The organism is Natrinema pallidum (assembly GCF_005890195.1).
Taxonomy (GTDB): Archaea; Halobacteriota; Halobacteria; order Halobacteriales; family Natrialbaceae; genus Natrinema; species Natrinema pallidum.
This window is the reverse complement of record NZ_CP040637.1, coordinates 1514267-1540906: the sequence shown is the minus strand read 5'-3', so window position 1 is coordinate 1540906 and position 26640 is coordinate 1514267. Positions and strand designations below refer to the sequence as shown.

At 66.8% G+C, this 26640-nt stretch carries 18 protein-coding genes; 9 read left to right on the top strand and 9 right to left on the bottom strand.

All coding sequences use genetic code 11. From position 1 onward, the window contains the following. Positions 1 to 20: 20 nt before the first annotated feature. Together FGF80_RS07615 and FGF80_RS07610 are read right to left on the bottom strand one after the other, a co-directional pair. On the bottom strand, positions 21 to 1298 hold the full coding sequence (locus FGF80_RS07615; protein ID WP_138653167.1) for a polysaccharide deacetylase family protein: 1278 nt from the start codon (positions 1296 to 1298) through the stop codon (positions 21 to 23). A 161-nt stretch (positions 1299 to 1459) separates the two neighbouring features. After that, positions 1460 to 2038, bottom strand: coding sequence for a DUF6149 family protein (locus FGF80_RS07610; protein WP_138653165.1), 579 nt, complete (start codon positions 2036 to 2038; stop codon positions 1460 to 1462). Between the two features lie 304 nt (positions 2039 to 2342). On the opposite strand from FGF80_RS07610, the gene FGF80_RS07605 reads away from it, so the two are divergent. The 4 genes from FGF80_RS07605 to FGF80_RS07590 all read left to right on the top strand — a co-directional run bounded on the left by FGF80_RS07605 (position 2343) and on the right by FGF80_RS07590 (position 5413). Then, entirely contained in the window at positions 2343 to 3581 is a 1239-nt protein-coding gene (locus tag FGF80_RS07605; protein WP_138653163.1) for an NAD(P)/FAD-dependent oxidoreductase, read from the top strand. Positions 3582 to 3765: 184 nt separating this feature from the next. Further along, complete coding sequence (locus tag FGF80_RS07600) at positions 3766 to 4014, top strand: hypothetical protein (RefSeq protein WP_006185886.1); 249 nt, start codon at positions 3766 to 3768, stop codon at positions 4012 to 4014. Between the two features lie 85 nt (positions 4015 to 4099). After that, positions 4100 to 4510 carry a DUF7124 domain-containing protein gene (locus FGF80_RS07595; RefSeq protein ID WP_006185885.1) on the top strand — a complete coding sequence of 137 codons (411 nt, stop codon included), beginning with the start codon at positions 4100 to 4102 and terminating at the stop codon, positions 4508 to 4510. 366 nt (positions 4511 to 4876) lie between these two features. Continuing rightward, positions 4877 to 5413, top strand: a complete 537-nt coding sequence (locus tag FGF80_RS07590) for a DUF5815 family protein (protein WP_138653161.1) — start codon at positions 4877 to 4879, stop codon at positions 5411 to 5413. A 43-nt stretch (positions 5414 to 5456) separates the two neighbouring features. On the opposite strand, the gene FGF80_RS07585 is transcribed toward FGF80_RS07590, so the two are convergent. Next, positions 5457 to 7838 carry a PAS domain S-box protein gene (locus FGF80_RS07585; protein WP_138653159.1) on the bottom strand — a complete coding sequence of 794 codons (2382 nt, stop codon included), beginning with the start codon at positions 7836 to 7838 and terminating at the stop codon, positions 5457 to 5459. A gap of 265 nt (positions 7839 to 8103) precedes the next feature. On the opposite strand from FGF80_RS07585, the gene carB reads away from it, so the two are divergent. Together carB and FGF80_RS19125 are read left to right on the top strand one after the other, a co-directional pair. Then, positions 8104 to 11280, top strand: a complete 3177-nt coding sequence (gene carB, locus FGF80_RS07580) for a carbamoyl-phosphate synthase large subunit (protein ID WP_138653157.1) — start codon at positions 8104 to 8106, stop codon at positions 11278 to 11280. 178 nt (positions 11281 to 11458) lie between these two features. Beyond that, a complete protein-coding gene (locus FGF80_RS19125) occupies positions 11459 to 11626 on the top strand; it encodes a hypothetical protein (RefSeq protein WP_175416953.1) in 168 nt (55 codons plus the stop codon). Between the two features lie 195 nt (positions 11627 to 11821). Here the strand turns inward: FGF80_RS19125 and FGF80_RS07575 are convergent, their stop codons facing one another. Beyond that, complete coding sequence (locus FGF80_RS07575) at positions 11822 to 13489, bottom strand: hypothetical protein (protein WP_138653155.1); 1668 nt, start codon at positions 13487 to 13489, stop codon at positions 11822 to 11824. Positions 13490 to 13721: 232 nt separating this feature from the next. On the opposite strand from FGF80_RS07575, the gene FGF80_RS07570 reads away from it, so the two are divergent. Together FGF80_RS07570 and FGF80_RS07565 are read left to right on the top strand one after the other, a co-directional pair. Then, positions 13722 to 14504, top strand: coding sequence for an ABC transporter ATP-binding protein (locus FGF80_RS07570; protein WP_006185879.1), 783 nt, complete (start codon positions 13722 to 13724; stop codon positions 14502 to 14504). Positions 14505 to 14701: 197 nt separating this feature from the next. Next, a complete protein-coding gene (locus tag FGF80_RS07565) occupies positions 14702 to 14944 on the top strand; it encodes a hypothetical protein (protein WP_006185878.1) in 243 nt (80 codons plus the stop codon). Positions 14945 to 15047: 103 nt separating this feature from the next. Here the strand turns inward: FGF80_RS07565 and FGF80_RS07560 are convergent, their stop codons facing one another. Continuing rightward, entirely contained in the window at positions 15048 to 16004 is a 957-nt protein-coding gene (locus FGF80_RS07560; RefSeq protein WP_138653153.1) for a hypothetical protein, read from the bottom strand. Positions 16005 to 16151: 147 nt separating this feature from the next. Then, positions 16152 to 16523, bottom strand: coding sequence for a cupin domain-containing protein (locus FGF80_RS07555; protein WP_138653151.1), 372 nt, complete (start codon positions 16521 to 16523; stop codon positions 16152 to 16154). A gap of 201 nt (positions 16524 to 16724) precedes the next feature. On the opposite strand from FGF80_RS07555, the gene folP reads away from it, so the two are divergent. Continuing rightward, a complete protein-coding gene (folP, locus tag FGF80_RS07550) occupies positions 16725 to 19307 on the top strand; it encodes a dihydropteroate synthase (RefSeq protein ID WP_138653149.1) in 2583 nt (860 codons plus the stop codon). A 154-nt stretch (positions 19308 to 19461) separates the two neighbouring features. Here the strand turns inward: folP and FGF80_RS07545 are convergent, their stop codons facing one another. The 3 genes from FGF80_RS07545 to FGF80_RS07535 are packed head-to-tail and all read right to left on the bottom strand — an operon-like array spanning position 19462 to position 26405. Continuing rightward, entirely contained in the window at positions 19462 to 23145 is a 3684-nt protein-coding gene (locus tag FGF80_RS07545; RefSeq protein ID WP_138653147.1) for a UvrD-helicase domain-containing protein, read from the bottom strand. Further along, on the bottom strand, positions 23138 to 24169 hold the full coding sequence (locus FGF80_RS07540; RefSeq protein WP_138653145.1) for a hypothetical protein: 1032 nt from the start codon (positions 24167 to 24169) through the stop codon (positions 23138 to 23140). The genes FGF80_RS07545 and FGF80_RS07540 overlap by 8 nt, the downstream gene beginning before the upstream one ends. Further along, positions 24162 to 26405, bottom strand: coding sequence for a PD-(D/E)XK nuclease family protein (locus tag FGF80_RS07535; protein ID WP_138653143.1), 2244 nt, complete (start codon positions 26403 to 26405; stop codon positions 24162 to 24164). Before FGF80_RS07535 ends, FGF80_RS07540 begins: the two co-directional genes overlap by 8 nt. Between the last annotated feature and the right edge of the window lie 235 nt (positions 26406 to 26640).

Below are 26640 nucleotides of genomic sequence, written 5' to 3'. Positions count from 1 at the left end.
CGTCGTCCGCACCCGGGCCTCTACGAATCGAACCGGAGCGGGCCCTCGAGATCCGCCGGCAGGATCACGTCGAGCTCGCCGGCGGAGTGGTATTCGTGAACCGTCTCGACCGCCGTCTCGAAGGCGGCGAGGGTATCGCCCTCGAGTCGATGGAAAAACAGCGCGGTAATCCCGCGCATCGACGCCGTGCGCTCGATCGCCGTCCGGGCGCGCTCGGCGGTGGGTTCGCCGATCCGGGACGTCTGTTGCGGGTTCACGGCGTAGCCCTGCACCGGGCGGCCGCCCGCGAAGCCGAGGTCGTGATGCCGCTCGACGAGGGCGAGCGTCCGTTCGTCGTAGTCGCCGTGCGGATAGGCGAAGTACCGTGCCCCGTCCTCGAACCCTTCCGCCTCGAGCCAGTCCTTTCCCCTCTTGATTTCCGACTCCTGTGTTTTCGTCTCGAGGGTCGACAGGTGCGGGTGGGTGTAACAGTGGTTACCGATGACCCAACCGGCGTCGTGGAGTTCGTGAAGGTGATCGGCCGTGAGCCGAGGGAAGCCACCGGGGTCGTCGGCACCGCGCATCTCCGCTTCGATCCGACCCGGGTTGACGAACGAGACGGCGGGATAGCCGTACTCCTCGAGTGTCGGGAGCGCTTTCGTGTAGTCGGTGACGTGGGCGTCGTCGAACTGGAACATCACTTTCCCGGTGTCGGGCCGTGGCACGAGATGGAGGTCGTCGAGCCAGACGGTTTCCGCCGCTCCCTCGTTCGTCCTGACGAGGACGGAGAGTTTGCGGACCGCGGTCGGATCGAAATCCGCCGCGATCGCGTCGATCCCGAAGTTGTATCGGACGAGCGGAAGACCGCCCTTGATCCCGCGACGGTAGTCGATCTCGCGGCCGTCATCGTCGGTCAATCGGAGCCACGGGACGACGAGCCCCTTCGACGCGACGGCGAGACCTGGAACGACGTCGGCGAGGTCGCGGGGCTCGTCGAACGTCGCCGTGATTCCGCCGGTCCGCTCGGTCGCCGGAATCTCGAGGCGGGCGCTCCGGGTCCCGACGACTGACCGGGACGGGTCGGGCGAGAGCGTCGCGCCGAAGACCTCCCAGGAGTCGAGCGTCTCGAAGTCGTCGATCGTCCCGACCGGTCCCGGATCACCCGCCGGTGGCGGATCGCCGGTTTCGGGCCGTGGTGACGGATCGATGTCGCTCGCGTTCGAATCAGCCTCTGCCGGTGCCGAATCGACCCATCTCGAGGTGAGACAGCCGGCCAGACAAAGCGACGCCGTCGCTGCGAGATAGTGCCGCCGTTGCATTTACGACGACCCAGGTCGACAGCAGCTATTGTTACGAACTCGTTACTCTCGTCGGTTCCGAAGGTATGAGGCGGATACGCGAGGTGCCGTTCGGCTGCCGCTATCGTAGTAACTGACGGTCAGTGCACACCTGATCGCACGAGGGCGTTACGATCAGTGTGTCAATCGTTTCGGTTGCTATTAGCGGCTCGCGACCCGTCGGTCGCCGCATCACGACCGCCGACGACGAGTTCGCCGTCGTCGGTTTCGACGTAGACATCGTCGGCGAATCCGCCTTCGGCGTGGGGATGGTCGGGATTCTCGAGGCGTTCGGGCGTCGAGGGCGCTTCGGGGAGGCCCGCCGGCGGCGCGAACTGGCCCAGCGGCTCGGCGATCGTCACGTCCCAGCGGTCGAAGAAGTCGCCGTAGCGGTCGTAGTGGGCCTCGAGTTCGTCGGCGGGGAACTCCATCATCTCGGTCCAGCCGTGGTTGTAGAAGTCGAAGTTGGCCTGGATGTGCGTGATCTCGCGCGCCTCGGCTTCGGAGTAGCCCTCCTGTAGCGCACGCAGGTAGGCGTCCATCGTCGCGTCGAAGAGTCCATCGAGGTGGGCCGTGCGCTCCTCGGCGTGGGCGGGGTCGGCCTTCCCGGCGAAGATCTTGGTATGGAGCCTGACGAGACCCGAGTTGGCCACCGATCGGATGCCCGGCGTCTCGAGGGCCTTCCGATAGGCGAAGTGTTTCGCGTTCTGACGGAGTTTCATGTCTTCGCCTTGGGACGGAGTCCTAAAGAGCCGTTCGGACAACATTGTTAGGCCCGACGCCGGTTCGTCGACGCTCGAGCCCCGTTGCTACTCCGGGCGGGCAGGTCGATCGGCGGTGACGGACCGGCGTCGGAGATAGCGGCAACCCGTGCTCGCCCGAGAATTGGTATCGGAACCGTTGGGTCGGAGCTACTCTGGTGAATATATTCGGGGTTCAGTTTACGATCGTAGTGTCAACGCCCCCCGTACGGTAAAATGGACGAGATAGCAACCCACTTTAACCCGCATTACGAACGTTCCCGATATGACTCAGTACGTCATCATCGGTGACGGGATCTCGGGTAGTTCGGCCGCCGAGACCCTCCGGGAGGAAGACCCGGACGCGAAGATTACCGTCATCACCGATGAGGGGGAGCCACTGTACAACCGGATTCTCATCAAGGAACACGCGAAAGGCAAGCTCCCCGAAGCCCCCATTTCGATTCACGACGAGGACTGGTATCAGGAACGCGAGATCGATCTCTCGTTGAACACCCATGTCACGAGCGTCGATACCGACGCGAAGGTCGTCAACACCCACGATAGCGGCGAGATTCCGTACGATAAGCTGCTCGTCGCGACCGGCGGGACGCCGACACAACTGCCCGTCGAAAACAGCGATGCAGACGGGGTTCACCACTTCTGGACCTTCGAGGACGCCCGCGGTATCCGCGAGCACGCGGAAAACGCGGACAAGGGCGTCATCGTCGGTGCTGGACTCCTCGGGATCGACTTCGCCGCGGTCTGTGGTGCACAGGGAATCGAGGCCGAGTACCTGATGCGCGGCGACCGCTGGTGGCGATACGCCCTCTCCGGCGACGGTGCGGAGATCATGCACGAGGGCATGCGAGAGGTCGGCGTCGAACCGGTCTTCGATAGCGGCGTTGATCATTTCGAGACCGACGACGACGGACACGTTACCGCCGCCGTCGATCCGAACGGCGACCGCTACGAATGTGACTTCGTCGGGGCCGCTATCGGGTTGAACTTCAACACCGAGTTCCTCCGCGGGTCCGGCATCGAACGGGACAACGGGATCGTCGTCGACGAACACATGCAGACCAACGTCGACGACGTCTACGCCGCCGGCGATCTCACTCGGTTCTACGACGTCCTGCTCGGCGAGCAGGCCCAGAACGGCTCGTGGGGCTCGGCGAAGGAACAGGGCCGCGTCGCCGCGGTCAACATGGCCGCCGACGAGGAAGCCGAGGGGTTCCAGTGGGTCTCCTCGTACTCCATTACCCACTTCGACTTCCCGTTCCTCTCGTTCGGTCACCCGACGCTGGGCGACGAACACGCCGAACGGCGCTACAGCGACACCGAGTGGCGTCGCATCGCCTTCAAGGACGGCCGGATCGTCGGCGGCGTCCTCATCGGCGACCTCTCGCCCCAGAGCAAGTTCAAACAGCTCATGCGCGAACAGCGCGTCGTCGCCGACCAGGCCGACGTGCTCCTGGAACAGTCCGTCGATCTGGACGACCTCGCAGCGCCCCAGGAACAGTAGTCCGGTTCGCCCAACGGAGTCCGTTTTTTTTTTTTTCGCGTTCTCGAGTCGCCGAGCGCGCCGGCTCGGTGGCAGTCCGTTCGATCCCCGCCGCGTAGCAACTGGGACACGCAGTGTCGCCCGTGCCGTGACCAGTCGCTCCCCGCGCCGGAACTATTAAGTCAGTATCGTACATTTGGTATCAATGAACATGGCTGCCAGTGAACGCCGCCGTCGATCGGTACGGATCGAACACGCCGATGCTCGACTCGAGCAGGTCGAATCAGTCGCGGCGAGCGCAACAGTTCGCCACGTCGATCAGCTCGACACGGAGACGCTGGCGGCCGTCTATCGCGCCGTTTCGGAGGACCGACCGGTCTCGACCGCCGCGACGGACCTCGAACCGGGCGAGATACTGGTCTTCACGGACTACTACCGCGTCGCACGCGTTTGAGCCGACCCCGGTGCGTCGCGGCTCGGCCCGCTCGCCGGTGGGTGGTATCGAAGTCGTTTTCCCGCGTGCGCGCCTTCGGTGAGGCATGAACGGCGACAGCGATATGACACTGGCGTTCGAGCTCGAGGCGCTCAAGGAACTCGCCTCGCCCGAGCGCGTGTTCGAAGACGCCAGAGGGTGGACCGAGTACATCGGCGTCGTCTCGGAGAAACCGACCTACGTCGTGACGAACTTCACGCGGAAGAACCGCATCCGACAGGACTTCTTCTCCGGCCCCCGCGGGAAAGCGGAGAGCCTCGAGGGCGTCAAAGACCAGTTCGACACCGAACGCTACGTCTACGTCGGTGCAAACGACGACGACGAGCGACTGGCCGACGAGGTCGGCTGGGAGTACCTCGACGTCGAGGACGCCGCGGAGGCGGCCGACTGGATCGTGGCGAGCCACGCCGAAGACGAGGACGACGACGCGGAACAGGTCCGCGACGACTGGCCGTAGGCCACGCCGTTGGATCGACCGGGCGCTCCCACCGGTCCTGAAACCGTTTTGAAGTCACGAGGAGCGTGTCGTACTGAGGGTTCTCTGCTCCCTGCCCCCACAGTTGCGCGTCGACCGCGATTCCCTCGTCGCGGGCCGTCTCTCTCTCTCTCTCTCTCGAGCCGGCCTCGAACGCCGTCCGTGCGGGTATCCGTCGCCACCATAGCGGGGACGAAGACGGTCTACTGCGGCGCGCTCGAATCACCGTCTGAAGCGTCCCGCTGGACGCTCCGCCATCCCTTTCGACGACTCGGTCGCAAAAGCCGGGCCGCCGCCCGTTCTCCGCGAGTCGTCGCGCTTATGTCCGCGCCCGCCGAAGCGCTCACAATGGCAGATTCCGGCGCTCCGGGTTCCGACAGCGGTGATCGCCTCGAGTTCCCCTGCGGGGAGCGCGTCGATCCCCACGAGATCGATCTGGGCATGCGCGAGTACGCCTGTCCCTGCGGCGACGCTCACGCCGTCGTGACCGACGTACATCCGCCCTCGCGTTTCTTCCCGGAGTCGCTCGTCGCCGTCCTTCAGGAGACGATCGACACGGACGACGAGTTCGAGGAGTTCGGGACGCCACACCTGCTGGGCGTGGTTCTCGAGGAGTTCCCCGAGGAGGTCGTCGTCTACGACGCAAGCGACGACGGTGCCGTCGGCTACACGCTGTTGTGGCTAACCGACTTCGATGCCCGCCGCCTCCACGAGGTCGTCGTCGAACTCGTCGTCGAACTCATGGAGCACGCGATCAGTCACGCCGAGAACGACGACGCCGTGACCGAGTTCGAGTCCCAGATGCTCGAGTTCGACGTCGCGGAGTTCGTCGACCAGTACCGCCGCCAGCGCGAGTTCGAAAGCGAGCACGACCAGCCGCTCTGAGAGGCGGCCGCGGACATCTACAGCCCGGCGGAGTCGGTATCAGTTACTCCCCGAACGAAACGGCCAACCGAAGCCCGCCAGCCTCGCTCTCGTCGACGGAGATCGACCAGCCGTGGGCCTCGACGACCTCGGAGACGATCGCCAGCCCGAAACCGGTGCCGTCCGCGGCAGTACTGTAGCCGAACTCGAGGACGTCCTCGCGCTCGTGCGGCGGGATACCGGGGCCGTCGTCGCCGATCGCGAACCCGTCTTCGGTTGCCGTGACGGTAATCGTTACGTCTGGTCCGACGTGTTCACGCGCGTTTCGGAAGACGTTCTCGAAGAGCACGAGCAGTCGCTCCTCGTCCCCCTCGACCGTGGGTAACGTCCCCTCCCGAACGACGGTTACGTCGGCGTCGACCGTTCGATGCGCTCGCTCGACGACGGCATCGAGAGCGACCGGCTCCGTTTCCGTCAGTCGCTGTCCGCTTCGGGCCAGCGCGAGGACGTTCTCGATGAGGACGTCCATCCGTTCGAGCGCCCACTCGATCTCCGCGCGGTAGTGCTCGCCCTCGGCGTCGATGTGGGGTTCGAGGTTCTCGAGGTGGCCCGCCGCGAGCGTCAGTGGGGTCCGCAGGTCGTGGGAAACGGTGCTCGCGAAGGCATCCAGCCGGTCGTTCTGGCGCTCGAGTTCCGCGGTCCGCGCGGCGAGTTCGTCCTCGCGGCGGGCCCGCTCGAGGGCGGCTTCGACGTTGGCCGCGAGGATGCGTGCCAGCGTAACGGTCTCCGGTTCGAAGTCGTTCGTCGCCGTCGAACTGGCGATGAAGATTCCCTCATCGCCGAGCGGGATATGGATCTCGCTCCGGACCGGGGTCTCGGGGTTTCGGAGGTTCTCGGCGTAGCGAACGTCGCCGTGGACGATGGTCTCCCCGGCCTCGAAGGCGTCCCAGGCGATGCCGTTGCCCGCCTCGATCGTCGGGACCGTCCCGAGCAACGCTTTCGTCTCGTCGGTCATCGCGACCGGAACGAGCATGCCACGGTTCCCGTCGGCGTCGTCGCTCGCATCGGTGGCGGCGGATCTGTCGTCATCCCGTGGGGAGCTGTCCGCCCGTTCTTCGTACAGATGAATCGAATTCATCTCGAGCGACAGCGCGTCGTGGGCGATTTCGGTGGCGACGCGAGCGACCTCCTCGGTGCGCTCCGCGGCCATCAGTCGACGGGTCCCCTCGTGGAGACGGTGTATCCGTCGCTCCCGCTCCTTGTAGTCGCTGATATCTCGGATGACGCCGACGCTGCCGGTAAACGAGCCGCTGTCGTCGACCAGCGGCGCGACGTTGTTCTCGACGAGCACGGGGTCGCCGTCGACGGGTTCGAACTGCATCTCGTAGGTATCCCACGTCCGATCGTCGTCGGACAGGATTTCGCGGAGGGTCCGTTTCGCCCGCTCGATGTCCTCGTCGGGCATATAGTCGCCGGGATACTCGCCGACGAGTTCGGCACGCGACTTGCCGAGCACGTCCGCCATCGCGTCGTTGACCATCTCGATCCGTCCCTCGGCGTCGAGGACGAACATCGGATCGCCGACCGTATCGACGAGGGTCCGGTACTGCTCGAGTTCCCGTTCGCGACGCTTCCGCTCGCTGATGTCGGTATAGATCGCGTACTCGTAGATGTCGCCGTCGATCTCGGCCGCGAACCCGCGGAGGGAGAAGTGTTTGGGGCCGTCGACCGTCAGGCGCTCGACGACCGTGGTGACTACGTCACCGAGCCCAACCGTTCCCGCGATGCAGACCGGCTCGTCGTCGTCGGGGACGAGGACATCGTCGAGCGAGTCCCCCGAGACAGCATCGCGATCGTAGCCGAAAATCTCCTCGAACGCGGGGTTGACGTCGACGATTCGATTCGGATCGGCACGGCGCGTCACGATGATCGCGTCGGGGCTGTACTCGAAAAGCGTCGTGAAGTGATCCCAGTCGATATCTGGCGTTCGGGCCGACGGGGGCGGATCGACGGCCCGTGCGTCGCCCGACCGGCCCCGTCCGTCGACGACCGTCCGGAGTTGTGCGAGGAGTCGCTCCGTCGAATCCGCGACATCTCTCGGGACGTAGCCGGACAGGCCGGCCGTAATGGCGTCGCTCGCGAGCCGTTCGTCGCTATCGGCGGTGTAGAGTACGAACGGAATCTCGGCGGCCCCATTCCCCCGGATGCGGTCGTACAGCGACAGCGCGTCCGTTTCGGCGAACCGATATTCGGTGACGACACACGTCCGCTCGTCCGCGTCCACGAGCGCGCCGCGGAGCTCGGCCGGCGTCGCGACGGGATCGATCGCGAGTTCGTCCGCGGCCGACTCGAGTTCGTCGACGGTTCGACGGCGAGCCGCGGAGTCCGGGTCGGCGTAGATAACGGTAATCGAGTGCTGGAAGCGGGGAGTGCCGGACGCAGCCATCTAATTGATACGAAGAACGGAACGCGTCGTGATAAGGCGTGTGGCCGGGATTTTCGATTATAGCCGGCCGTACCACCACTCGGAGTACCCGTGACGGGAGCGGAAGACAGTCACACCCAACCACCGAACCCGCCGCGACCGTTGCGAACGCGGTCCGGGTCGAGGTGATATCGCCGATCGAATTCGAATTTCGAAAAGCCGTTTCGAGATTCGTATTGTATCGTGGGGCTTATTACGATGTGCGAACTCCGTTTCGACAAGACAAATGAGTACGGACACCGCCGCAGACGGCGAGACGGGGGACGGACGCACGATCCTGTTGATCGGGAGCGGCCCGATCCAGATCGGACAGGCCGCCGAGTTCGACTACTCGGGCGCACAGGCCTGTCGGGCGCTTCAGGAGGAAGGCGCTCGCGTCGTCCTCGTAAACTCGAACCCGGCGACGATCATGACCGATCCGGAGATGGCCGACGAGGTCTACATCGAACCGATCACGACCGACGCCATCGCCGAGATCATCCGGGCGGAAAACCCCGACGGCGTCATCGCCGGCCTGGGCGGGCAGACCGGCCTGAACGTCACCGCCGAACTCGCTGAGGTGGGCGTCTTAGAGGAGTACGATGTCGAGATCATGGGGACGCCGCTGGACACGATTTACGCCACCGAAGACCGCGATCTCTTCCGCCAGCGCATGGAGAAGATCGGGCAGCCGGTTCCCGCCTCGACGACCATCTCGCTCGACGAGGGCGAGACGGTCTCGGAACTGACCGAAGACGACCTCCACGAACGCGTCCAGGCCGCCGTCGACGAAGTCGGCGGCCTGCCGGTCATCGCCCGCACTACCTACACCCTCGGCGGGTCCGGGTCCGGCGTCGTCCACGAGATGGACGAACTCCTCCGCCGTGTCCGCAAGGGACTGCGCCTCTCCCGCAACAGCGAGGTCCTCATCACCGAGTCGATCGCCGGCTGGGTCGAGTACGAGTACGAGGTCATGCGCGACGCCGACGACTCCTGTATCATCATCTGTAACATGGAGAACATCGACCCGATGGGCATCCACACCGGGGAGTCGACGGTCGTCACGCCCTCCCAGATCGTCCCCGACGAGGGCCACCAGGAGATGCGTACCGCCGCGCTCGAGGTCATCCGCGAACTCGGCATTCAGGGCGGCTGTAACATCCAGTTCGCCTGGCACGACGACGGCACCCCCGGCGGCGAGTATCGCGTCGTCGAAGTCAACCCCCGCGTCTCCCGGTCCTCGGCGCTCGCGTCGAAGGCGACCGGCTACCCGATCGCCCGCGTCACCGCGAAGGTCGCCTTGGGTAAACGCCTCCACGAAATCGACAACGAGATCACGGGCGAGACCACCGCCGCCTTCGAGCCCGCGATCGACTACGTCGTCACCAAGGTCCCCCGGTGGCCCAAAGACAAGTTCGACGACGTCGACTTCGAACTGACGACGGCCATGAAGTCGACCGGCGAGGCGATGGCCATCGGCCGCACGTTCGAGGAGTCGCTGCTCAAAGCCTTACGCTCGAGCGAGTACGAACCAGACGTCGACTGGACTGCGGTCAGCGATGACGAACTCGAGGAGCGCTACCTCGAGCGCCCGTCGCCGGATCGCCCCTACGCGATGTTCGAGGCGTTCGAACGCGGCTACTCCGTCGCGGAGGTCCAGGAGCTGACGGGTATCTTCGAGTGGTACACCGAGCGCCTCAAGCGTATCGCAGACTCGACGCTGGCGGCCCAGGAGGGTGACTTCACCGAGGCCGCGATCGCTGGCCACACCAACGCGACGATCGCGTCCGCCGCCGGTGCGGACATCGATACCGTCGAAACCGAGGTTCCGGGTCGCACCTACAAGCAGGTCGATACCTGCGCCGGCGAGTTCGAGGCCGAGACGCCGTACTACTACTCCGCCCGCAAGTCGGAGTTCGAATCGGGACCGCTGCTGGGCGACGCCGCGGCCGGCGAACTCGAGGTCGACCGCGACCTCGAGAGCGTGATCGTCGTCGGCGGCGGCCCGATCCGTATCGGCCAGGGCGTCGAGTTCGACTACTGTTCGGTCCACGCGGTCCGCGCCCTGCGCGAACTGGGGATCGACGCCTACGTCGTGAACAACAACCCCGAAACGGTGTCGACGGACTACGACACCTCCGACGGGTTGTTCTTCGAACCCATCACCGCGGAGGAGGTCGCCGACGTCGCCGAAGCGACCGGTGCCGACGGCGTGATGGTCCAGTTCGGCGGTCAGACCTCCGTCAACATCGGCGAACCGCTCGAGGACGAACTGCAGCGCCGCGGGCTGGACTGTGAGGTCATGGGGACCTCCGTCGAGGCGATGGACCTCGCGGAGGACCGCGACCGATTCAACGCCCTGATGGCCGAACTGGGCATCTCGCAGCCGGACGGCGGGACCGCCTTTTCCGAGGAGGAAGCCCTCGAGCTGGCCCACGATATCGGCTATCCCGTCCTCGTGCGCCCCTCCTACGTGCTGGGCGGGCGCGCGATGGAGGTCGTCTACGATGACGAGGAACTCCGGACCTACATCGAGGAAGCCGTCCGCGTCGCCCCCGACAAGCCGATCCTCGTCGACGACTTCCTCGAGGACGCGATCGAACTCGACGTCGATGCCGTCTCGGACGGCCGCAACGTCATCATCGGCGGCATCATGGAACACGTCGAAACGGCGGGTGTCCACTCCGGCGACTCCGCGTGTATGATCCCGCCCCGGTCGCTCGAGGCGGACACCCTCGAACGCGTCCGCGAGGTCACCGAGGACATCGCCGAGGCGCTCAAGACCAAGGGCCTGCTAAACGTCCAGCTCGCGGTTCGTGACGGCGAGGTGTACGTGCTGGAGGCCAACCCGCGCTCCTCGCGGACCGTGCCCTTCGTCTCGAAGGCGACCGGCGTTCCGATCGCCAAACTCGCCGCGAAGGTCATGGCCGGCGAGACGCTGGCCAGTCTCGAGGCCGACGAGCGGATTCCCGACCACACCTCGATCAAGGAGGTCGTGTTGCCGTTCGACCGCCTGCCGGGCTCGGACCCGCGTCTCGGCCCGGAGATGAAGTCTACCGGCGAGGTCATGGGCACCGCAAGCGACTTCGGCACGGCGTACTGGAAGGCCCAGCAGGCCGCCGGCAACGCCGTCAGCGAGGGGACCGCCGTGGTCGACCTCGATGTCGACGGCTTCGAGAATCACTTCGACGTGGCCGAGCTCGACGACGTGCCGGCGGCTATCCGCGAGGGAGCGGTCGACTTCGTCGTCAGCCGCGACCGCGACTCGCTGGAGATGGCCGTCGAGGAGGAAATCCCCTACCTGTCGACCGAAGCGAGCGCCGAGGCCTACGTCGAAGCGCTCGAGAGCTTCGAGGGCGACCTCGAAGTCGCGTCGGTAACCGACCGCCCGACGCATGTCGCCGAGTGGGGTGCCGCGGAGTAACGACGCCTGCCCCGGCCGACTCCCGACACCATCTCCGGCGTGACACTGCCGTCGGACGGTGTCGACTCCGTCATGAGACGGTGTGTCGCCGCCCGTGCCGATCGATCGACGCCACGTTCGATTCCGTTAGCAATGCCTGTCTGCCATAGTTATAGGAAGATATATGCTTTTTAGTGGTGTGACGAACTACACTCGTAGTAAGATGCCGAAGCTAGCTGATGACTGTATGGAACACCTCGAGAAAGCATTACAGAGCGACGACCCGTCGGAGAAGAACTTCCATATTCGTCAAGTAATACAGGCCTACGGCGTAGATCATCTGCCGGACGAGATCGATTCGCAGTAACGCGTTCGATTCGGACCCGTCGCCGAAACGATTAGTAGTCTCAGTCGTCGTCTTCGCCGTCACGGAGCCTGTCCTGTCGCGTCGGTAGCCGCTGTCGATCGATGAAATCGTCGCCCGTTCGGCGTTCTCGAGCGCGGTTCGGGGCGAAACCGCGTGTACTGCCGGCCGGCGGGGATTGCTGCTCCGGTCACCGAGTCACTCGAGGTCGTACCAGTCGAACCGCTCGACCGCGTAGCGATAGGAGATCGGCGGGGCGAGTAAGCCGGCGATCAGGACGATCCACGCACCGGTCGTGATCGTGCGGGCGGATAGCGAGACCGCGGGGAGCGGCGTCCACGCGGTGACCGACCTGAGCAGGCCGGCGATCGCTTCGGGGGCCTCGAGGGACAACACGACGGCGGCGACCGCGGGGAGCGCGATCGCGAGCGTGTAGACGAGGAAGGCGGTCTTGCTCGGCATCACGGCCTCGCGGTTGGACGTGATGTTGACGCTCCCGAAGCGAGGGAACGCCGAGCCGATCCCGGCCGCCAGTGCCGGCGTCGCGATCGTCCCGACGACGGTGCCCCCGACCAGCGCGGCGGTGCGCTCGAGCGAGAGCGGGCTGACGATGCCCGTAACGACCGAGACGAGGAGCGCGAGCGGAACGCCGACGAGCGCGCCGGCGACGATTCGCCCGCGAATCGCCTGTCGGCCGGTGAGCGTCGACGTGACGACGGCGGGCAGCGCCGGCCCGAGATCGCCGAGGGGGTTGAGCGTGAACAGCGCGCCGGCGGCCCAGACGACGTACAGACAGAGCAGGACGGCCACGAATCGTGGCACGGTCCCGGCATCGATGATCTGTTGGGCGAACGCGACGCTGCCGAGCAGGGGGTACCCGGCGTACGTGAGTCGGATCGGGGAGCGCTTCGTACGCCGGATCGCGGTTACCGCGACCGTCCGAACCGGCCGCGAGAGCGTCCCGGAAAGGAGTTCGTCGAGCCGATCGTCGGACGTTTCCGAGCTGGGTTCCTCGTCGTCGGTTCGGGCCGGGTCCGCGAACCAGTGTGTCCGCGCGCCGGCGGTTCCGACCACGAAGGCGAGCCCGAGGACGACCACTGCGCCGACGGCTGCGCCGCCGAGTACGGGAGCCGACGGATCGACGCCGGGGACGCCGATCAGGAGGAGGTGACCGGGCCAGCCGAGCGGACTGCTCCGGAGTCGAATGAACAGCGTTTCCGCGATCACGTCGAATCTGCCGGTCGTGACCGCCCCGAGGTAGAGGACCCAGAACGCGGCGAACAGCAGGGTCCGGTATCGGGCGATCGGTTCGTAGGCGGTGATCAGGTGCCGTATCCAGATGCCCACGGCGAACCCGACGGGGAACGCGGTGAGCAGGCAACCTCCGACCCACAGCGGTGCCGCGAGTACCGGGAGCGGTGTTCCCGCTCCAGTGGCGAACGCCGCCGCGAGGAGCACCGTCGACGGCAGCAGCCAGACCGCAAAGCGGGCCGTTTCCGCGGCGACGACGCCGACGACGGTGTTCCGGACCGGGGTCGATAGCAGGAGAAAGGATGGCTGATCGATGTCGGCGACGGTCGTGATCGTCCGCATGACCGCTATGACGACCAGAAACACCCACGCGACCGCCGTGGCACCGGTGGCGTAGTCAGCCACCGTCGCCGCGTCGGCCGCGGAGACCGTTCCGTCGGCGGCGTGTTCTCCCAACTCCGGTAGCAAGAGGACGCCGACAGCCGTGATCGGACCGAGTGCGAACAGCGCGACCGCCGCCATCAGGATCAGTCTGGTCCGGTTACCGGTGACCGATCGAGTGGTCCGTCGGAACTCGGCCTTGGTGATCGACAGCGAGGCGGCGGCGAGCCCCATCAGCGAACACCTCGTTTCGGGGATGTGGCGAGCGAGCGATCGAGTCTCATAGTCGGAATCGTGTCGCGCTCCCAGTAAACCGTTTGGATTGCTGTCATTCCCGTCCGCTGTGCCATCGCATCTCGATCAGTGCCGTGAGCACCGGCCCGAGTCCCGATCAGTGTGCAGGCCAGCGACGAGACTCCTGTACGTTGTGATACACATTTAATTACACCGAGACTGAAGGACTCGTATGAACGCCGCCGACGCCCCCGCGATCGAAACCGAGGGACTGACCAAACGCTACGGCGAGACGGTCGCCGTCTCGGACCTGACGATGGCCGTTGAGCGCGGCACTGTCTATGGCTTTCTCGGTCCCAACGGCGCGGGGAAGACGACCACGATGCGGATGCTGACGACGCTGACGAAACCGACCGCCGGGACGGCAAGGGTTGCGGGCCACTCCATCGCCGATCGTGAATCGGTGACCCCCCACATCGGCTACCTGCCCGAGGAGCCGCCGATCTACGACGAACTCACCGGCCGGGAACAGCTCGAGTACGCCGCCGGTCTTCGTGACATGCCCGCGGACACGGCCGACGAGCGTATCGCGTCGTTGCTCGAGCGGTTCGACCTGCGCGCGGATGCGAACAAGCGAATCGAGGACTACTCGAAGGGAATGCGCCAGAAGGTCGGCGTCATTCAGGCGGTCCTCCACGAACCGGCGGTGGCCTTCCTCGACGAGCCGACGAGCGGACTCGATCCCCGCGCCGCCCGGACGATGCGGGATACGATCGCCGAACTCGCCGATCGGGAGATGACTGTCTTCCTCTCGACGCATATCCTGCCCGTCGTCGACGAACTGGCCGACGAGATCGGCGTGCTCCACGACGGCGAACTCGTCGCCGAGGGCGAACCCGAGCGGCTCAAGTCCCGTGCCGAGACCGGCGACGCCCGCAGTCTCGAGGACGCCTTCCTCGAGATCACCCGCGAACACGGCGAGGGCGGGCTGGGCAAGGAGCGGGCCGCGGAGTGACGCACCCGCCGAGCCGCCGTAATCACCCCGGACGGGTCGATCGAGGCGGACGACCCACCGATCGAGATCGGCGACCGACTCGAGTCGCTGTGGCTACCTGAGATCGACGGATGGCGGTGGAACTCCATTCTGCGCCAGTCGTTTCCATATGTTTTTAGTGAGGGGAGATCGTACGCCTCATCGAGAGGTGTGATCCGATGGGATGGAGAGACATCACCGGAGTCGATACGGGGTCGCGACTCGCCGAATACGCCTCGACGATCACCCGATACGATCTCCTGTTGGGGCTGATTCCGACGGCCTTCGCGGTCGCCGGTCTCGTCGGCCACTTCCTCGATCTCTCGGCTGAGACGACGCTTCTTGCCGGTGTTTCCATCGCCGGCATCGCCGTGCTCGACGGCCTGTTTTTCCGCCCGCCGACGAGACCGCGCGGAACGTGACCGCGTCCGACCCGCCGCTCGAGTCGATAATCGGACCGCTAGGCACTCGAGTCTCGTCTCCGCTCGGCCTCCGGTCTCGAGGCGGCCCGAACCGGACGGAACCTCAGTGCAGTTCGGTCCGGTCCACGGGCGTGAACGCTTCGATCGTGATCGCGATCGCATCGTCGCTCGGGACGTCGCGGACGGTGTAGGCCGTCGGATACGCGCCGGCCGTCGGATATAGCGTCGGCTGTGGGATCTCGTACCGATCGGTGCCGGTCACGGTCTCGAGATAGCGCTTCGTCACCATCGGTTCGACGAACGTGAGTTCACCGAACCCGTCACCGGTCGTCTCGTATGCCCCCCAGATGAGCGTGGCGGTGAACTCGCCGCCGGGACCCGCCGGCGATTCGGAGTCGACCAGATGCTCGCCCATGTCCGTGACGACTGCGAACTCACCTCCAAGACTCGGCTCGGGAACGCGGGTGTACCCCTCCGGAAGCCGCGGCTCCGGAATGGTGTACGATGCTGCGTTCAGCCCCGTAATGGCGTCTACTGTGGCCGCCTCGAGCATGTGGAAGTGAACGTCGATATGCGGAACGTCGTAGGTTCCCGGCGGCGGGTGGCCATCCGGGTTCCAGGTCAGGCCGAGGACGGTAAACGGTGTCGCCGCCGCCTCGGGAAACGGAACGAAGAACTCCTGTGACCACGCGTGATGGATCTCGAGGGCCGCGCCGGTCGGCCCGTATTTGTCCCCGGACTCGCCGCGTTCCGCCCGGGTTCGCAACGCCGCGGCCGACGGGAGACCGGTAAGCGCGTCGCGATCGAGGACGACGCCGTGGTACGTCGGGTCACCCGACGGTGCGACCGTGGTAAACGTCCGCAACTCGCCGTTGCCAAGCGAGACCGGTTCGCTCCACTCGGTGCGTTTTGGCGGCGGGAACTCCCGGCCCGTCACGCTCCCGGCGACAGTACCGGTCGCTGTGAGCGCCGTTCCGACGCACGGTACGGCGCGGAGGAACGTCCGTCGATGAGCGGTCCGTCGGTCGGTCGCGCGGTGGCCTCGCGGTGTCTCATCCATAGCCTGTCCCGGGACCTCCGGTTATCGACTTGCTGTCCACGTCCACCATCATATGCCCCTCTGTGACCGCTCGTGACCGTCTCGAAGCCGTATCTATCGGTCACTCGAACGGGTCGGAGGTCGACGAACGGATGAACAGGAATCGTCTCAGGGATCGAAGACGCCGCGTTCGAGCCCTTCGCGAACGGGCGCGTGCTCGGCGTCGGTCGGCGGCGGACTCGTCGTGAGCAGCGCCTCGAGCCGTTCGTCGTCGTCGGCTCGGATCCCCCGCTCGACATCGGCCTCGACGACGACCACGTCGTCGGGACCGACCGTGTGCTCGGTCTCGCCCTCTCGGACGACGCCGGTTCCAGAGCGGATGCAGATCGCGACGTCACTGCCGGGCGCGTGAACCGGAATGAACTGTCCCGGCTCGAAGTAGCCGAGCACGACCTTCATCCGGTCGCTCCGGAACACGGGTCGCGTGCTGAATCGATCCTCGTCGTACGTCCGTTCGCTGTCGAAGTCGGTTGCTGGCATGGGTGATTTCCGCCGGGCGATTCGGGCTCGCCGAAGACGTGTTCGAACCGATGTCCCTCGCCGGGGTCGGTCTTCTCCCGAACATATTGGCGAGCGGTAATCGACGCCCGATCCGTCAGCAGTCGCCGCCCCTGCCGGGAGAGCGACTCGAGCGAGTCCCGGAACGGAATACTCTAAAATGACCGGGCTCTCTGGATTCGTATGGAGTATCACGAGGCGGCGGATTTCCTCTTCGATCTGCGACGGTTCCGCCCGAAGCCGGGTACCGAGTCGACGGCCCGGCTGTTGGCCCACCTCGAGAACCCACACGAAACCGTCGACTTCGTTCAGATCGCCGGCTCCAACGGGAAAGGGAGCACGGCCCGAATGCTCGAGCGGACGCTGCGGGAGGCGGGCTACTCCGTCGGCCTCTACACCTCGCCACACCTCGAGGACCTCCGCGAGCGGGTCCGCGTCGACGGCCGGAAGATGTCGCGGACGGCCGTCTGTGACTACGTCGACGCCGTTCGTGAGTACGTCACCGAGCGCGGCGCTGACGGTGAGTCCCCGACCTTCTTCGAGACGATGACCGCCATGGCGATCTGGCAGTTCGGCCGCGAGGACGTCGATATCGCCGTTCTCGAGGTCGGTATCGGCGGCAAGTACGACGCCACGAGCGTCGTCGATCCAGTCGCCAGCGCGGTCACGAGCGTGACCCTCGAGCACACGGGCATCCTCGGCGACACCATCGCGGAGATCGCCCGCGACAAGGCTCACGTCGCCCCGGCCGACGCGCCGCTGGTCACGGGCGTCACCGGGAGCCCGCTCGACCCCATCCGCGATGTCGCCGACGCGGTCGTCACCGTCGGGTCGGCGACGGCGGCCGACGACGGCGACGACACCGCTTCGAACCCCGACGTTCGGGTCACATACGGCGGGCGAACGAACCACACCGAAGCCGCCGTTTCGATCGCCGGCGACGACTGGGACCTCGAGACGCGGATTCCGTTGCTGGGCGAGCACCAGGCCGAAAACGCCGGTATCGCCGCCACCCTCGCCAGACAGGTCGGCGACGTTTCGGCGGCGGAGATCGCACGTGGACTGCGAAGCGCTCACTGGCCGGGCCGGTTCGAGGTGCTCGATACGGAGCCGCTGACCGTCCTCGACGGCGCGCACAACCCGGGTGCCTGCGAGGGGCTCGCCCAGACGCTCGATACCTACGACTACGACGATCTCTACCTCGTTTTCGGCGCGATGCACGACAAGGACCACCGCGAGATGGCCGCCGCCTTGCCGACGCCCGACGCCGTCGTAACGACCGAACCGACCCTCGACCGGGCCGAGGATCGGGCCGTCCTCGCCGACGTCTTCGCCGACGCTGGCGTCGGGACCGTCCGTACCGAGACCGCCGTCCCGGACGCGCTCGCGACCGCCCTCGGCGACGCCGGGAGCGACGATTGCGTGCTCGTCACCGGCTCGCTGTACGCGGTCGCGGAGGCCCGGTCGCGGTGGACCCGAACCGATGTCCCGAAGCATATCCGTGACCTCTCGGACGCCCGCGACGCGCTCGCCGAGGCGAACGTCGCCGCGGGCGATGCCGAGCGACTGAACGGCGACGCCGTCCACCGGGTCGTCAGGACGGCGCTTCGGGACCGACAGGCGACCGTCCTCAAGGAGGAGCTGCTGCGGCTGGGCGGTGAATGCGCACTCTCGAGCCTCGAGCGCGACGATGAACCCGTCGACGCCGTGTTGATGGGCACGCTTGCCCAGTTCGAAGCGCTCGTCGAGGCCCTCGAGACGCGCTCGCGACCCCACGGTCTGACCGACGTCGCCCGAGAGCTGCGGGACACGCTCGAGGTCGACGCCGGACCCGATACCAGCGTCGCCGATGACACGGACCTCGACGGCGACGCGACGGTGCGGACTCGGGCCGCCGGCCGGCCTCGAACGCCCGATCGGCCGGCCGACGGCTCGACCGGTCCGGACTACCCCTGGACCGATCGAACGGCCGTGATGGGGATTCTGAACGTCACCCCGGACAGCTTCCACGACGGCGGCGAGTACGACGCCCTCGACGACGCCGTGGCCCGCGCCGAGGAGATGGCCGCGGCCGACGCCGACGTGATCGATATCGGCGGGGAGTCGACCCGGCCGGGCGCTGCTCCCGTGTCGGTCGAGGAGGAACTCGACCGGGTCGTGCCCGTGGTCGAACGGATCGCCGACCTCGATACCCTGCTCTCGGTCGACACCCGCAGAGCCGCCGTCGCCGACGCCGCGCTCGAGGCCGGTGCCGACATCATCAACGACGTGTCGGGGCTCGAGGACCCCGAGATGCGGTTCGTCGCCGCCGAACACGACGCGGGGCTGGTCGTGATGCACAGCATCGACGCGCCGGTCGTCCCCGACCGCGATATCGAGTACGACGACGTCGTCGCGGACGTGATCGATCAACTCTCCGAACGCATTTTGCTGGCCGAGAAGGCGGGGCTGGACCGGAACCAAATCATCGTCGACCCCGGGATCGGCTTCGGGAAGTCGGCCAGCGAGAACTTCGAGTTGCTCGACCGGATCGACGAGTTCCGCGCGCTCGGCTGTCCCGTCCTCTTCGGCCATTCCCATAAGTCCATGTTCGGCCAGGTCGGCCGCGAGGCCGGCGACCGACTCGAGGCGACCGTCGCGGCCAGTGCCCTCGCGGCCGACCGCGGAGCCGACCTCGTGCGCGTCCACGACGTGCCCGAGAACGTCGCCGCGGTTCGGACGGCCCTTGCCGCGCGTGATCCGGATCGCTTCGACTGGGAGTCGTAACCTCCCTCTGATCGGGGCGCGTTTCGAAGACACCGGTCAAGAGGACGGCACTCCCGGGCGGGGACTCATACCGCTCGACAGCCACGTCTGTTCACATGAGCGACCGAGCGGCAGCCTCGAAAACGCCGGCGATTCCGTGACGTTCCGACGCTGCTCAGTCGCCGCCCACGCCGTCGTTGTCGGGCGTGTATGCCGCTGGCCCACAGCCTAACGACCGATGTGGACAGTGTCGGCAGTGGTCTCCCGGCGTCGTCTCCGCGAACGACGGGTCGTCGACTGCCGCGAGCGTCTCGAGGACCGACTCCCACGCCGGGAGGTCGTCGCGTTCCATGAGGGCGACGCGATGGCCGTCGATATCGCCGACGTAGACGTAGCCGACGGCCGAGATCGGTTCGTCGAACCGGTCCTCGCAGGCCCGCAGATACAGCGCTAACTGGACGGCTTTCTCGGGCGCGATCCGCTCCGCGGTGGCCTTGTAGTCCAGCACCGCGAGCCCGCCGTCGGGATGTCGCCGGACCGAGTCCACGTAGCCGACGACGTCCCCCGTCACGCCGGCCACGTCCTCGAGCGAAAAGGGGAGTTCCGCGGCCAGGGGCTCCCAGTCGGCGATCGGCCGGTCGAAGGCCGGCGCGGTCGCGTCGAAGTAGCGGTCGATGCAGGCGAGGACCGCCTCGCGGTGTGCGAGCAGACCGCGGGCGGTGAGGTGTCGAACGGCGGCCTCGCGCCACGCCTCGCGGGTGCGGTACTCGCGATGGAACGCCTCCTCGGCGACGTCGTGGAAAACGGTGCCGACGAGTCGCGATGCGGGCTCGTCGGTCACTGCGGGCGACCCGCCGTTCGCCGCGGCCGCCTGCTCGTCCACCGTGGCCGCCGCGTGCGGGTCGTCGATCGCCCGGACGACGTGATCGAGGTAGTGTTTCCGGGCGCAGGTCTCGTGGGTATCCATCGCCGAGTAGCTGTGTCGCATCGCGACCGGAAGCGCCGTCGCTGTCGCGAGCGTCTCGACCGGGAACCGGACCGTCTCGGTCGTCAGCGCCGAGAGCCGCCGACCGCTCGGGACTCGCGGCGATGCATCCGTCGCCGCTCGGTCACCGCTGTCCGTCCCGATCGAGCCGTGGCTCGCTGCGTCGGCCGCCGACAACAGCGTCCCGTCGCGAAGCAGTCGACCCAGCCGGTGGACGGTCTCGATCGCCGCGCGGGTCTCGAGGGGTTCGACGGGGCGCTCACCGGAGTCGGCGTCGTAGGTGATCGTGCCCGGACTCTCGCCGGCCGAGGCGGCGATCTCATCGGTGCGATCGACCACGGTCTCGGGATAGATCTCCTGTACCCGCTCGAAGCTCTCGGTCAGCGACGCCCAGAGGTCCATCCGCTGGCCGGTCACGGACCACTCGATGTCGCTCGCCAGGCAGGCTTCGGCCGTCGATGCCGCCAGTTCGTCGTCGTCGCCGTCGTACTCGTAGTCGGAGCCGAACACGAACAGGTGTTCCGCGGCGCGAGTGAGCGCGACGTGGAGCACGCGCCACTCCTCGGCGACCCGCTCGGTTGCGAGATCGGCGAGCAGGGGCGAGTCGACCGCGTCGTCGAGGGTTGCGGCCAGCAGCCGGTAGCGGGCCCGCTCGACGTAGTCGCCGTCGACACACCATTCCTCGTCCGAGAGGTAGGGGACGAGGACGGTATCGAACTCGAGGCCCTTGGCCTGGTGGACCGTCATCACGTCGACGCAGTCCTCGGAGTGAGTGCCCCGTGTTCGGTCGCTTCCGCCGCTTTGGAGGGTCCGTGTCAGCGCGTCCACGAACGAGACCGACAGCGACTGGACGACGCCATCGGACTCGTAGGCCTCGACGAACCGCTCGAGGCGATCGAACCCGGCTCGCTCCTCGCTCGCACAGAACCACTCGATCCGGGTTAGTTCCCGGAACCGTCGAACGAACCCCGACAGCGGATAGACGTCCCGGAACCGCTCGAGTCGCTCGAGGTGGGCCCGGACCGTCTCGAGTCGGTCGGGCTGTTCGAGCGTGAGCGCCGACGGGTCGGCGTCCATCACGGCGTCGTACAGCGACCCGTCCCATCGCTGCAGCGTCGCGAGGTCGTCGGCAGTGACGCGGTAGCGATAGAGCAGCACACGACGGAGGTGGGCGTCCGCGTCCGGCTCGACGAGCACTCTGAGATACGACAGAACGGTCCGCATCCCGGGCGAGATGTCGCCGCGCGGCGAGCCGGAAATCTCGTAGGGGATCTGCAACTCCTGTAGCTCGTCGGCGACCGCCTGCGCGTGGCGGTTGGTTCGGACGATGACCGCGATATCGCCGAGCGACCGTCGTGGGACGGTCGCCGCCTCGCCGTTGAGCAGCCGTGAGACCGTCGTCGCGACCTGCTCGGGCGTCGACTGGGGCACGTCGTCGCTCTCGACTTTGACGACGCGGTCCGGCGGCTCGTCCTCGTCGTAGCTGCCGGCCGTTCGGCCGTTTTCCCGCAGCGTCTTCGAGGACTGCGGGCCGTAATCGCAGGCGTTGGTCAGGGCCAGGATCTCCTGTCGTGAGCGGAAGTTGAGTTCGAGTTCGATCGCCTCGTGGTCGTCGTAGGCGGCGGCCAGTCGATCGAGTCCCTCGCGGTCGGTCCCGCGCCAGCCGTAGATCGCCTGGTCCTTGTCCCCGATCGCGAGCAGGTCCGGCCGGTCGGGGCCGTCCGTGAGCTCGGTCAGCAGGGCAAACTGGGTCGCGTCGGTGTCCTGGAACTCGTCGCAGTAGACCTGGGACCACTGCCCCGTGATCTCGCTGGCAATGGCAGCATCGTCGAGCAACCCGGTCGCCGTCCGCACCAGTTCGTCGAAGTCCATCGCCCGCTCGGCCTCGAGCGCGTCGTGGTAGTCCGCGTAGACATCGGCGTAGTGGCGGGCCAGTCGGAGGAACTCGACGTAGTGTTTCAACCGGCCGAAGGGCGTCTGTTCGATCCGGCTCGTCGCTTGCCCCCAAATTCGGTTGCCGAACAACGCCCGCGGCAGGTGCTTCGTCGTCCGGTCGTCGAGCGAGAGCGTGTCGATCGTGTCGGTCACGCACTGCTGGAGCACCCGGAGATAGCGGTCGATGTCCCGTACCAGATCGTCCTCGCGGAACTCGTCGGGTGCCTCCGCGATCTTCTCCCGGCAGTAGGAGACGAGTTTGCCGTAGTCGACCAGCGACTCCCGGGCCGTCTCGAGGTGCGTGTCCCGATTGAAGTAGCGCAGCGCCTCGGACTCGAACGAGAGGTCCTCGCCGGCGGTCCGCTCGAGCCAGAGGACGAACTCGTTACACAGTTCGAGGGTCCGCACCGGCGGCAGTCCGGACTGCAGGTCGTCGGGCGTGATGTCCTCCTGGCTCATCGTCCGAATGAACCGGTCGATGGCATCGACGAGATCGGCCGGCGAGCCGTCGTTGCGCGTCGCGGCCGCGAAATCGTAGTCGTTGTCCGCGAGCAGGCGGCCGATGAGCCGGCGGCGGGTCCGTTCGGTGACGACGTCGAACTCCGGCGAGTAGCCCACATAGTAGGCGTACTCGCGGACCAGCCGATAACAGAAGGAGTGGTAGGTGTAGACGTCGATCGCCGCGGCGGCGTCGGGCTCGAGGCGGTCGCTGACCGCCGCCCGAATGCTCGCGGCCGCCTCGTTCGCGAACGTCAGTACGAGTACGTCGTCGGGATCGACATCGCCCCGCTCGATAGCACGCTCGATCCGGAGCAGCATCGTCGTCGTCTTCCCGGTGCCGGCACCCGCGTCGACCGAGGTACACGCCGCCCGGCTGTCGATGACCGCCTGCTGGTTTCCTTTGGGGTCGATATCCACCGGCCCCGATTCATCAGCCATCGAACCGCACCTCCCCTGCGATATACTCCTGACAGCAGACGGTGTACTCACAGTCCGGACAGGCGTGTTCCTCGATCCGTTCCCAGCGGTCGGACGGATCGAAGGGACCCGCGAGCAGGCTCGCGGCCACTGTCTCGAGGCGGTCGTCAACGGTCTCGTTTCGGTGATCGTGTGTCATGCCGTAGGTGTGGTGGTCGACGTACACGTCGGTGAGATCGGCGACTTCGAGGCTTGTCTCGACGGTGTTCTGAACCCAGTTTACCGTCGCTGCCGAGCGGTCGGCGAGGGGAATCTGGACGTACCGACAGGTTCGGTCGCCGAGTTCGAGGCGGTCACGGAGTTCGCGGAGCCCGTCGATGACCACGGCGGTTTCGAGGAGCGAGCCGACGGGGTCCGGTTCGAACGTGGACGACTCGTCGTCGAAGTGATCGGTGAAGAGATCGGCGACATCGCTCTCCCAGTCGGACCGGTAGCGAAGCCGGCCGAGCGGCGCGAGCGTCGGGACGAACCGGACGCCGACGATCGACGAGCCGTCGCCGTAGACGTAGTCCACCGTCGCGTCGATCCGCACTCGTTCGGCCGCGTGCGCCCCGTCGGCGACGTCGACCGCGCTCGAGAGCGGCAGCGCCGGCCCGATCAGTTCGCCGCGGGCCGCGTCGTCGTCCAGTCGCTCGATCCCGGCGGCGTGGTCCGTCCCGACGCGATCGAGGTACGCCGACAGCGTCGCCTCGAGCACCCGTCGCTCGTGGCGGCGTTGGGTACTGGAGTGAAACGGTTCGTCGTGGTCGGTCCACAGCGTCGAGAACCGATCGCTGGCGACGGCTTCGAGCGTCCCCCGATCGGTTTCGCCGCTCCGGAGTGCGTCACAGATGGCGGTCCGCAGCACGTCCACGCGGTCGGCGACCGCGTCGTCGTCGCTCCCCTCGAGCCCGTGGACGTGGGCGAACTCGTATCGCCGCGGACAGTGAAGCGCGGTACGGAGACCGTCGACGTCGAGCGTGGCGGTCGCAGCGTCGTCAGTCATCGCGGACCACCTCGCCCGCGGCGAACTCGAACTGCGAACGGACCGCCTCGGCGAGTTCGTCGTCGATATCGCCCTCCTCGAGCACGACCGCGATCTCCTCGAACAGCGACTCGGTCGCGCCGAGATCGGCCTCGCCGCCGGTGCTGGCTTCCCGGAGCACCCGCTCGAGCTCGCCGCGGGGCTGGTCGAGCAACGCCTCGACGGCGTTCGTTTCGCCGTGAATCGCCGCACCGGCCGCGGCATCGATATTCGCGAGCGCGAGCCCGGGCGTCGACTCGAGCAGTTTCAGGTAGCGCGACTCGTCGTGGGTCCGCTGGAGGCCGCCGGCACCGCGCTCGTAAGAGCACAGATAGAGGGCACGCTCGGCCGCGCGCGCACCGAGCGCGAGTCGCCTGCGGGACCGCTGGGCGTGGTAGGTCTCGAATGGGTCGCCGACCGCGGTCGCGTCGACCGGCTCGAACGTCGCCGCGGTCTCCGCGAGCGACGGGTCGGTGACTGCGGGATAGGCCGGCATGGTTCGAAGCCACGCCGACGGGAACAGTTGGGTGAGGAACTGCTCGCCCGGATAGGTCTCGTCGATCAGATCGAGCAGGAAAACCGCCTGCCGTGAATCGTACTTCAGGTCGTCGACGGCACAGACGGTGACGCCGCCGACCGGCGGCCGCGTCTCGACCGCGTGGACGTAGGGCGCGTCGTACCGGATCGTTCGCCGGAGCATTCGGCGCAGGCCCTGCCAGTCGGGTCCCACGAGATCCGTCTCCTCGACGAACCGGGCGATCTCGAGGACGCGTCTGATACCCTCGTACTGTTCGCGGGCGTCGATCCACGCTTCCTCACGGGCGATTCGCCCTTTCAGGTCCGTTCGACTGATCCAGCGCTCGAGCGAGCGGCGAACGCTCGCTCCATCGGTTTCGGCGAGCAGGCCGGTCGAGAACTCGGGGACGCGAGCTCGGAGGCGATTCAGCGAGACCTCCAGGGGCTCGCTCGACGCCGGGGACGGACCGCCATCGAGTCGTTCGAGCGCGTCGCTGTCGCCGTCGCGCTCGCACTGGCACGTGACGACCGCGTAGAGTTCGTTGACCGCGGGGTCCTCGGCCAGCGAGGGGGTACCGATCGTCGCCGTCGGGACGCCGGCGTCCCGGAGGCGGCGTCTGGTCTCCGGAACGCGTTCGATCCGCGGCACGGCGACGGCGAACTCGTCGTAGGACCAGCCGTGGCGGTCCGACAACGACTGGATTTCGGTGGCGACCGCCCGAACCTGTTCGCGGGCGGTCTCGGTGCGGATGCGTCGAGCCCGACCGACCGGTCGCCCCGCAGCGGGTCCGGCATCGGTATCGTTGCCTCCCTCCGGTCGGTCACCCGTCGCGAGGAACCGCGTGACGGGGTGATGTGGCGGTCCATCGGCAGTTTCGCCGGTGGAAACGGGCTCGAGCGGCTCGATATCGAGACCCGCGTCCCTCGCCACGTCCTCGATACAGCCCGGTTCGACCCGGGTTCGCTCGACGCTGGCGTGGCGCTCGCCGATGCAGACGAGGTCGGCGTCGTCGGACAGCGCCGCGAGGTACCGGCGATCGAGGCGGCGGTACTCCTCGAACTCGACGGCGAGGACGGCGTCGAAGGAGGCGGTCACCCGTGACCGAACGCCGTCCGCGTCCGCCTCGAGCAGGTCGACCGCCCGCGGGATCACGTCCGCCCGCTCGACGTACCCTCGGTCATCGAGTTCCGCGTGAAAGCGATCGTTCATCGCGTAGAGGAAGGCCAGACAGTCGTGAGGTGACTCAAGGTCGTCGAGATCGAGCCGCTGACGGGTCGCCGCGAGCAGCAGTTGTCCCACGTCGCGCGCGAAACTCTCGTGGTCGGCGGCACGCTCGAGGTAGTCGGGGACCGATCGGCTCGCACCGTCGATGACGAGCGAAATGAGTTCGATACGCTCCTCGTACTCGAGGCGGTCCAGCGTCGGATCGTACTCCTCGATCGTTTTCGAGGCGTGTTCCGGCAGCGACTCGAGCCGCGGTGAGCAGGGCCACCCGTCGTTCCGCCCGCGACCGGCGTCGGCCAGCGCCTCGGCCACCGACTCGAGACCAGCCGGCTGTCGTTTCAGGACCAGAACGTTCCGCGGTCCGTGCTCCGCGGCGAGGGCCGCGTACTCCGCGGCAACCGTCGCGAACACGTCGCTGCCCGGCGCGGGTGCGGGGAGGAGCTTACAGGTTCCGTCGAGTATGGGCGGCGTGGCCATCGGTCGTACGTCACCGAGTATGGCGGAATTCGTACTTAAATGTGGGCACGATTCGATCCCGATCGAGGCGTGCCTCGAACCCGACCGAGCGGACTCGAGGACTCCCGACGGGAGACGAGCGTGAGTTCGTCCACGTTCTACCGGCAGATGGTGTCAAAATACTGTATTAGTGTACTGATATGGTACTATATGACTGTGAAATGAACGGTGCCGATGGGGACTCAGCGACTACCCC

What these genes read in the sequence shown, in the direction of transcription:
- FGF80_RS07615 (WP_138653167.1), bottom strand. Translation starts at nt 1,298, where the DNA reads ATGCAACGGCGGCACTATCTCGCAGCGACGGCGTCGCTTTGTCTGGCC.
- FGF80_RS07610 (WP_138653165.1), bottom strand. Translation starts at nt 2,038, where the DNA reads ATGAAACTCCGTCAGAACGCGAAACACTTCGCCTATCGGAAGGCCCTC.
- FGF80_RS07605 (WP_138653163.1), top strand. Translation starts at nt 2,343, where the DNA reads ATGACTCAGTACGTCATCATCGGTGACGGGATCTCGGGTAGTTCGGCC.
- FGF80_RS07600 (WP_006185886.1), top strand. Translation starts at nt 3,766, where the DNA reads ATGAACATGGCTGCCAGTGAACGCCGCCGTCGATCGGTACGGATCGAA.
- FGF80_RS07595 (WP_006185885.1), top strand. Translation starts at nt 4,100, where the DNA reads ATGAACGGCGACAGCGATATGACACTGGCGTTCGAGCTCGAGGCGCTC.
- FGF80_RS07590 (WP_138653161.1), top strand. Translation starts at nt 4,877, where the DNA reads ATGGCAGATTCCGGCGCTCCGGGTTCCGACAGCGGTGATCGCCTCGAG.
- FGF80_RS07585 (WP_138653159.1), bottom strand. Translation starts at nt 7,838, where the DNA reads ATGGCTGCGTCCGGCACTCCCCGCTTCCAGCACTCGATTACCGTTATC.
- carB (WP_138653157.1), top strand. Translation starts at nt 8,104, where the DNA reads ATGAGTACGGACACCGCCGCAGACGGCGAGACGGGGGACGGACGCACG.
- FGF80_RS07575 (WP_138653155.1), bottom strand. Translation starts at nt 13,489, where the DNA reads ATGGGGCTCGCCGCCGCCTCGCTGTCGATCACCAAGGCCGAGTTCCGA.
- FGF80_RS07570 (WP_006185879.1), top strand. Translation starts at nt 13,722, where the DNA reads ATGAACGCCGCCGACGCCCCCGCGATCGAAACCGAGGGACTGACCAAA.
- FGF80_RS07565 (WP_006185878.1), top strand. Translation starts at nt 14,702, where the DNA reads ATGGGATGGAGAGACATCACCGGAGTCGATACGGGGTCGCGACTCGCC.
- FGF80_RS07560 (WP_138653153.1), bottom strand. Translation starts at nt 16,004, where the DNA reads ATGGATGAGACACCGCGAGGCCACCGCGCGACCGACCGACGGACCGCT.
- FGF80_RS07555 (WP_138653151.1), bottom strand. Translation starts at nt 16,523, where the DNA reads ATGCCAGCAACCGACTTCGACAGCGAACGGACGTACGACGAGGATCGA.
- folP (WP_138653149.1), top strand. Translation starts at nt 16,725, where the DNA reads ATGGAGTATCACGAGGCGGCGGATTTCCTCTTCGATCTGCGACGGTTC.
- FGF80_RS07545 (WP_138653147.1), bottom strand. Translation starts at nt 23,145, where the DNA reads ATGGCTGATGAATCGGGGCCGGTGGATATCGACCCCAAAGGAAACCAG.
- FGF80_RS07540 (WP_138653145.1), bottom strand. Translation starts at nt 24,169, where the DNA reads ATGACTGACGACGCTGCGACCGCCACGCTCGACGTCGACGGTCTCCGT.
- FGF80_RS07535 (WP_138653143.1), bottom strand. Translation starts at nt 26,405, where the DNA reads ATGGCCACGCCGCCCATACTCGACGGAACCTGTAAGCTCCTCCCCGCA.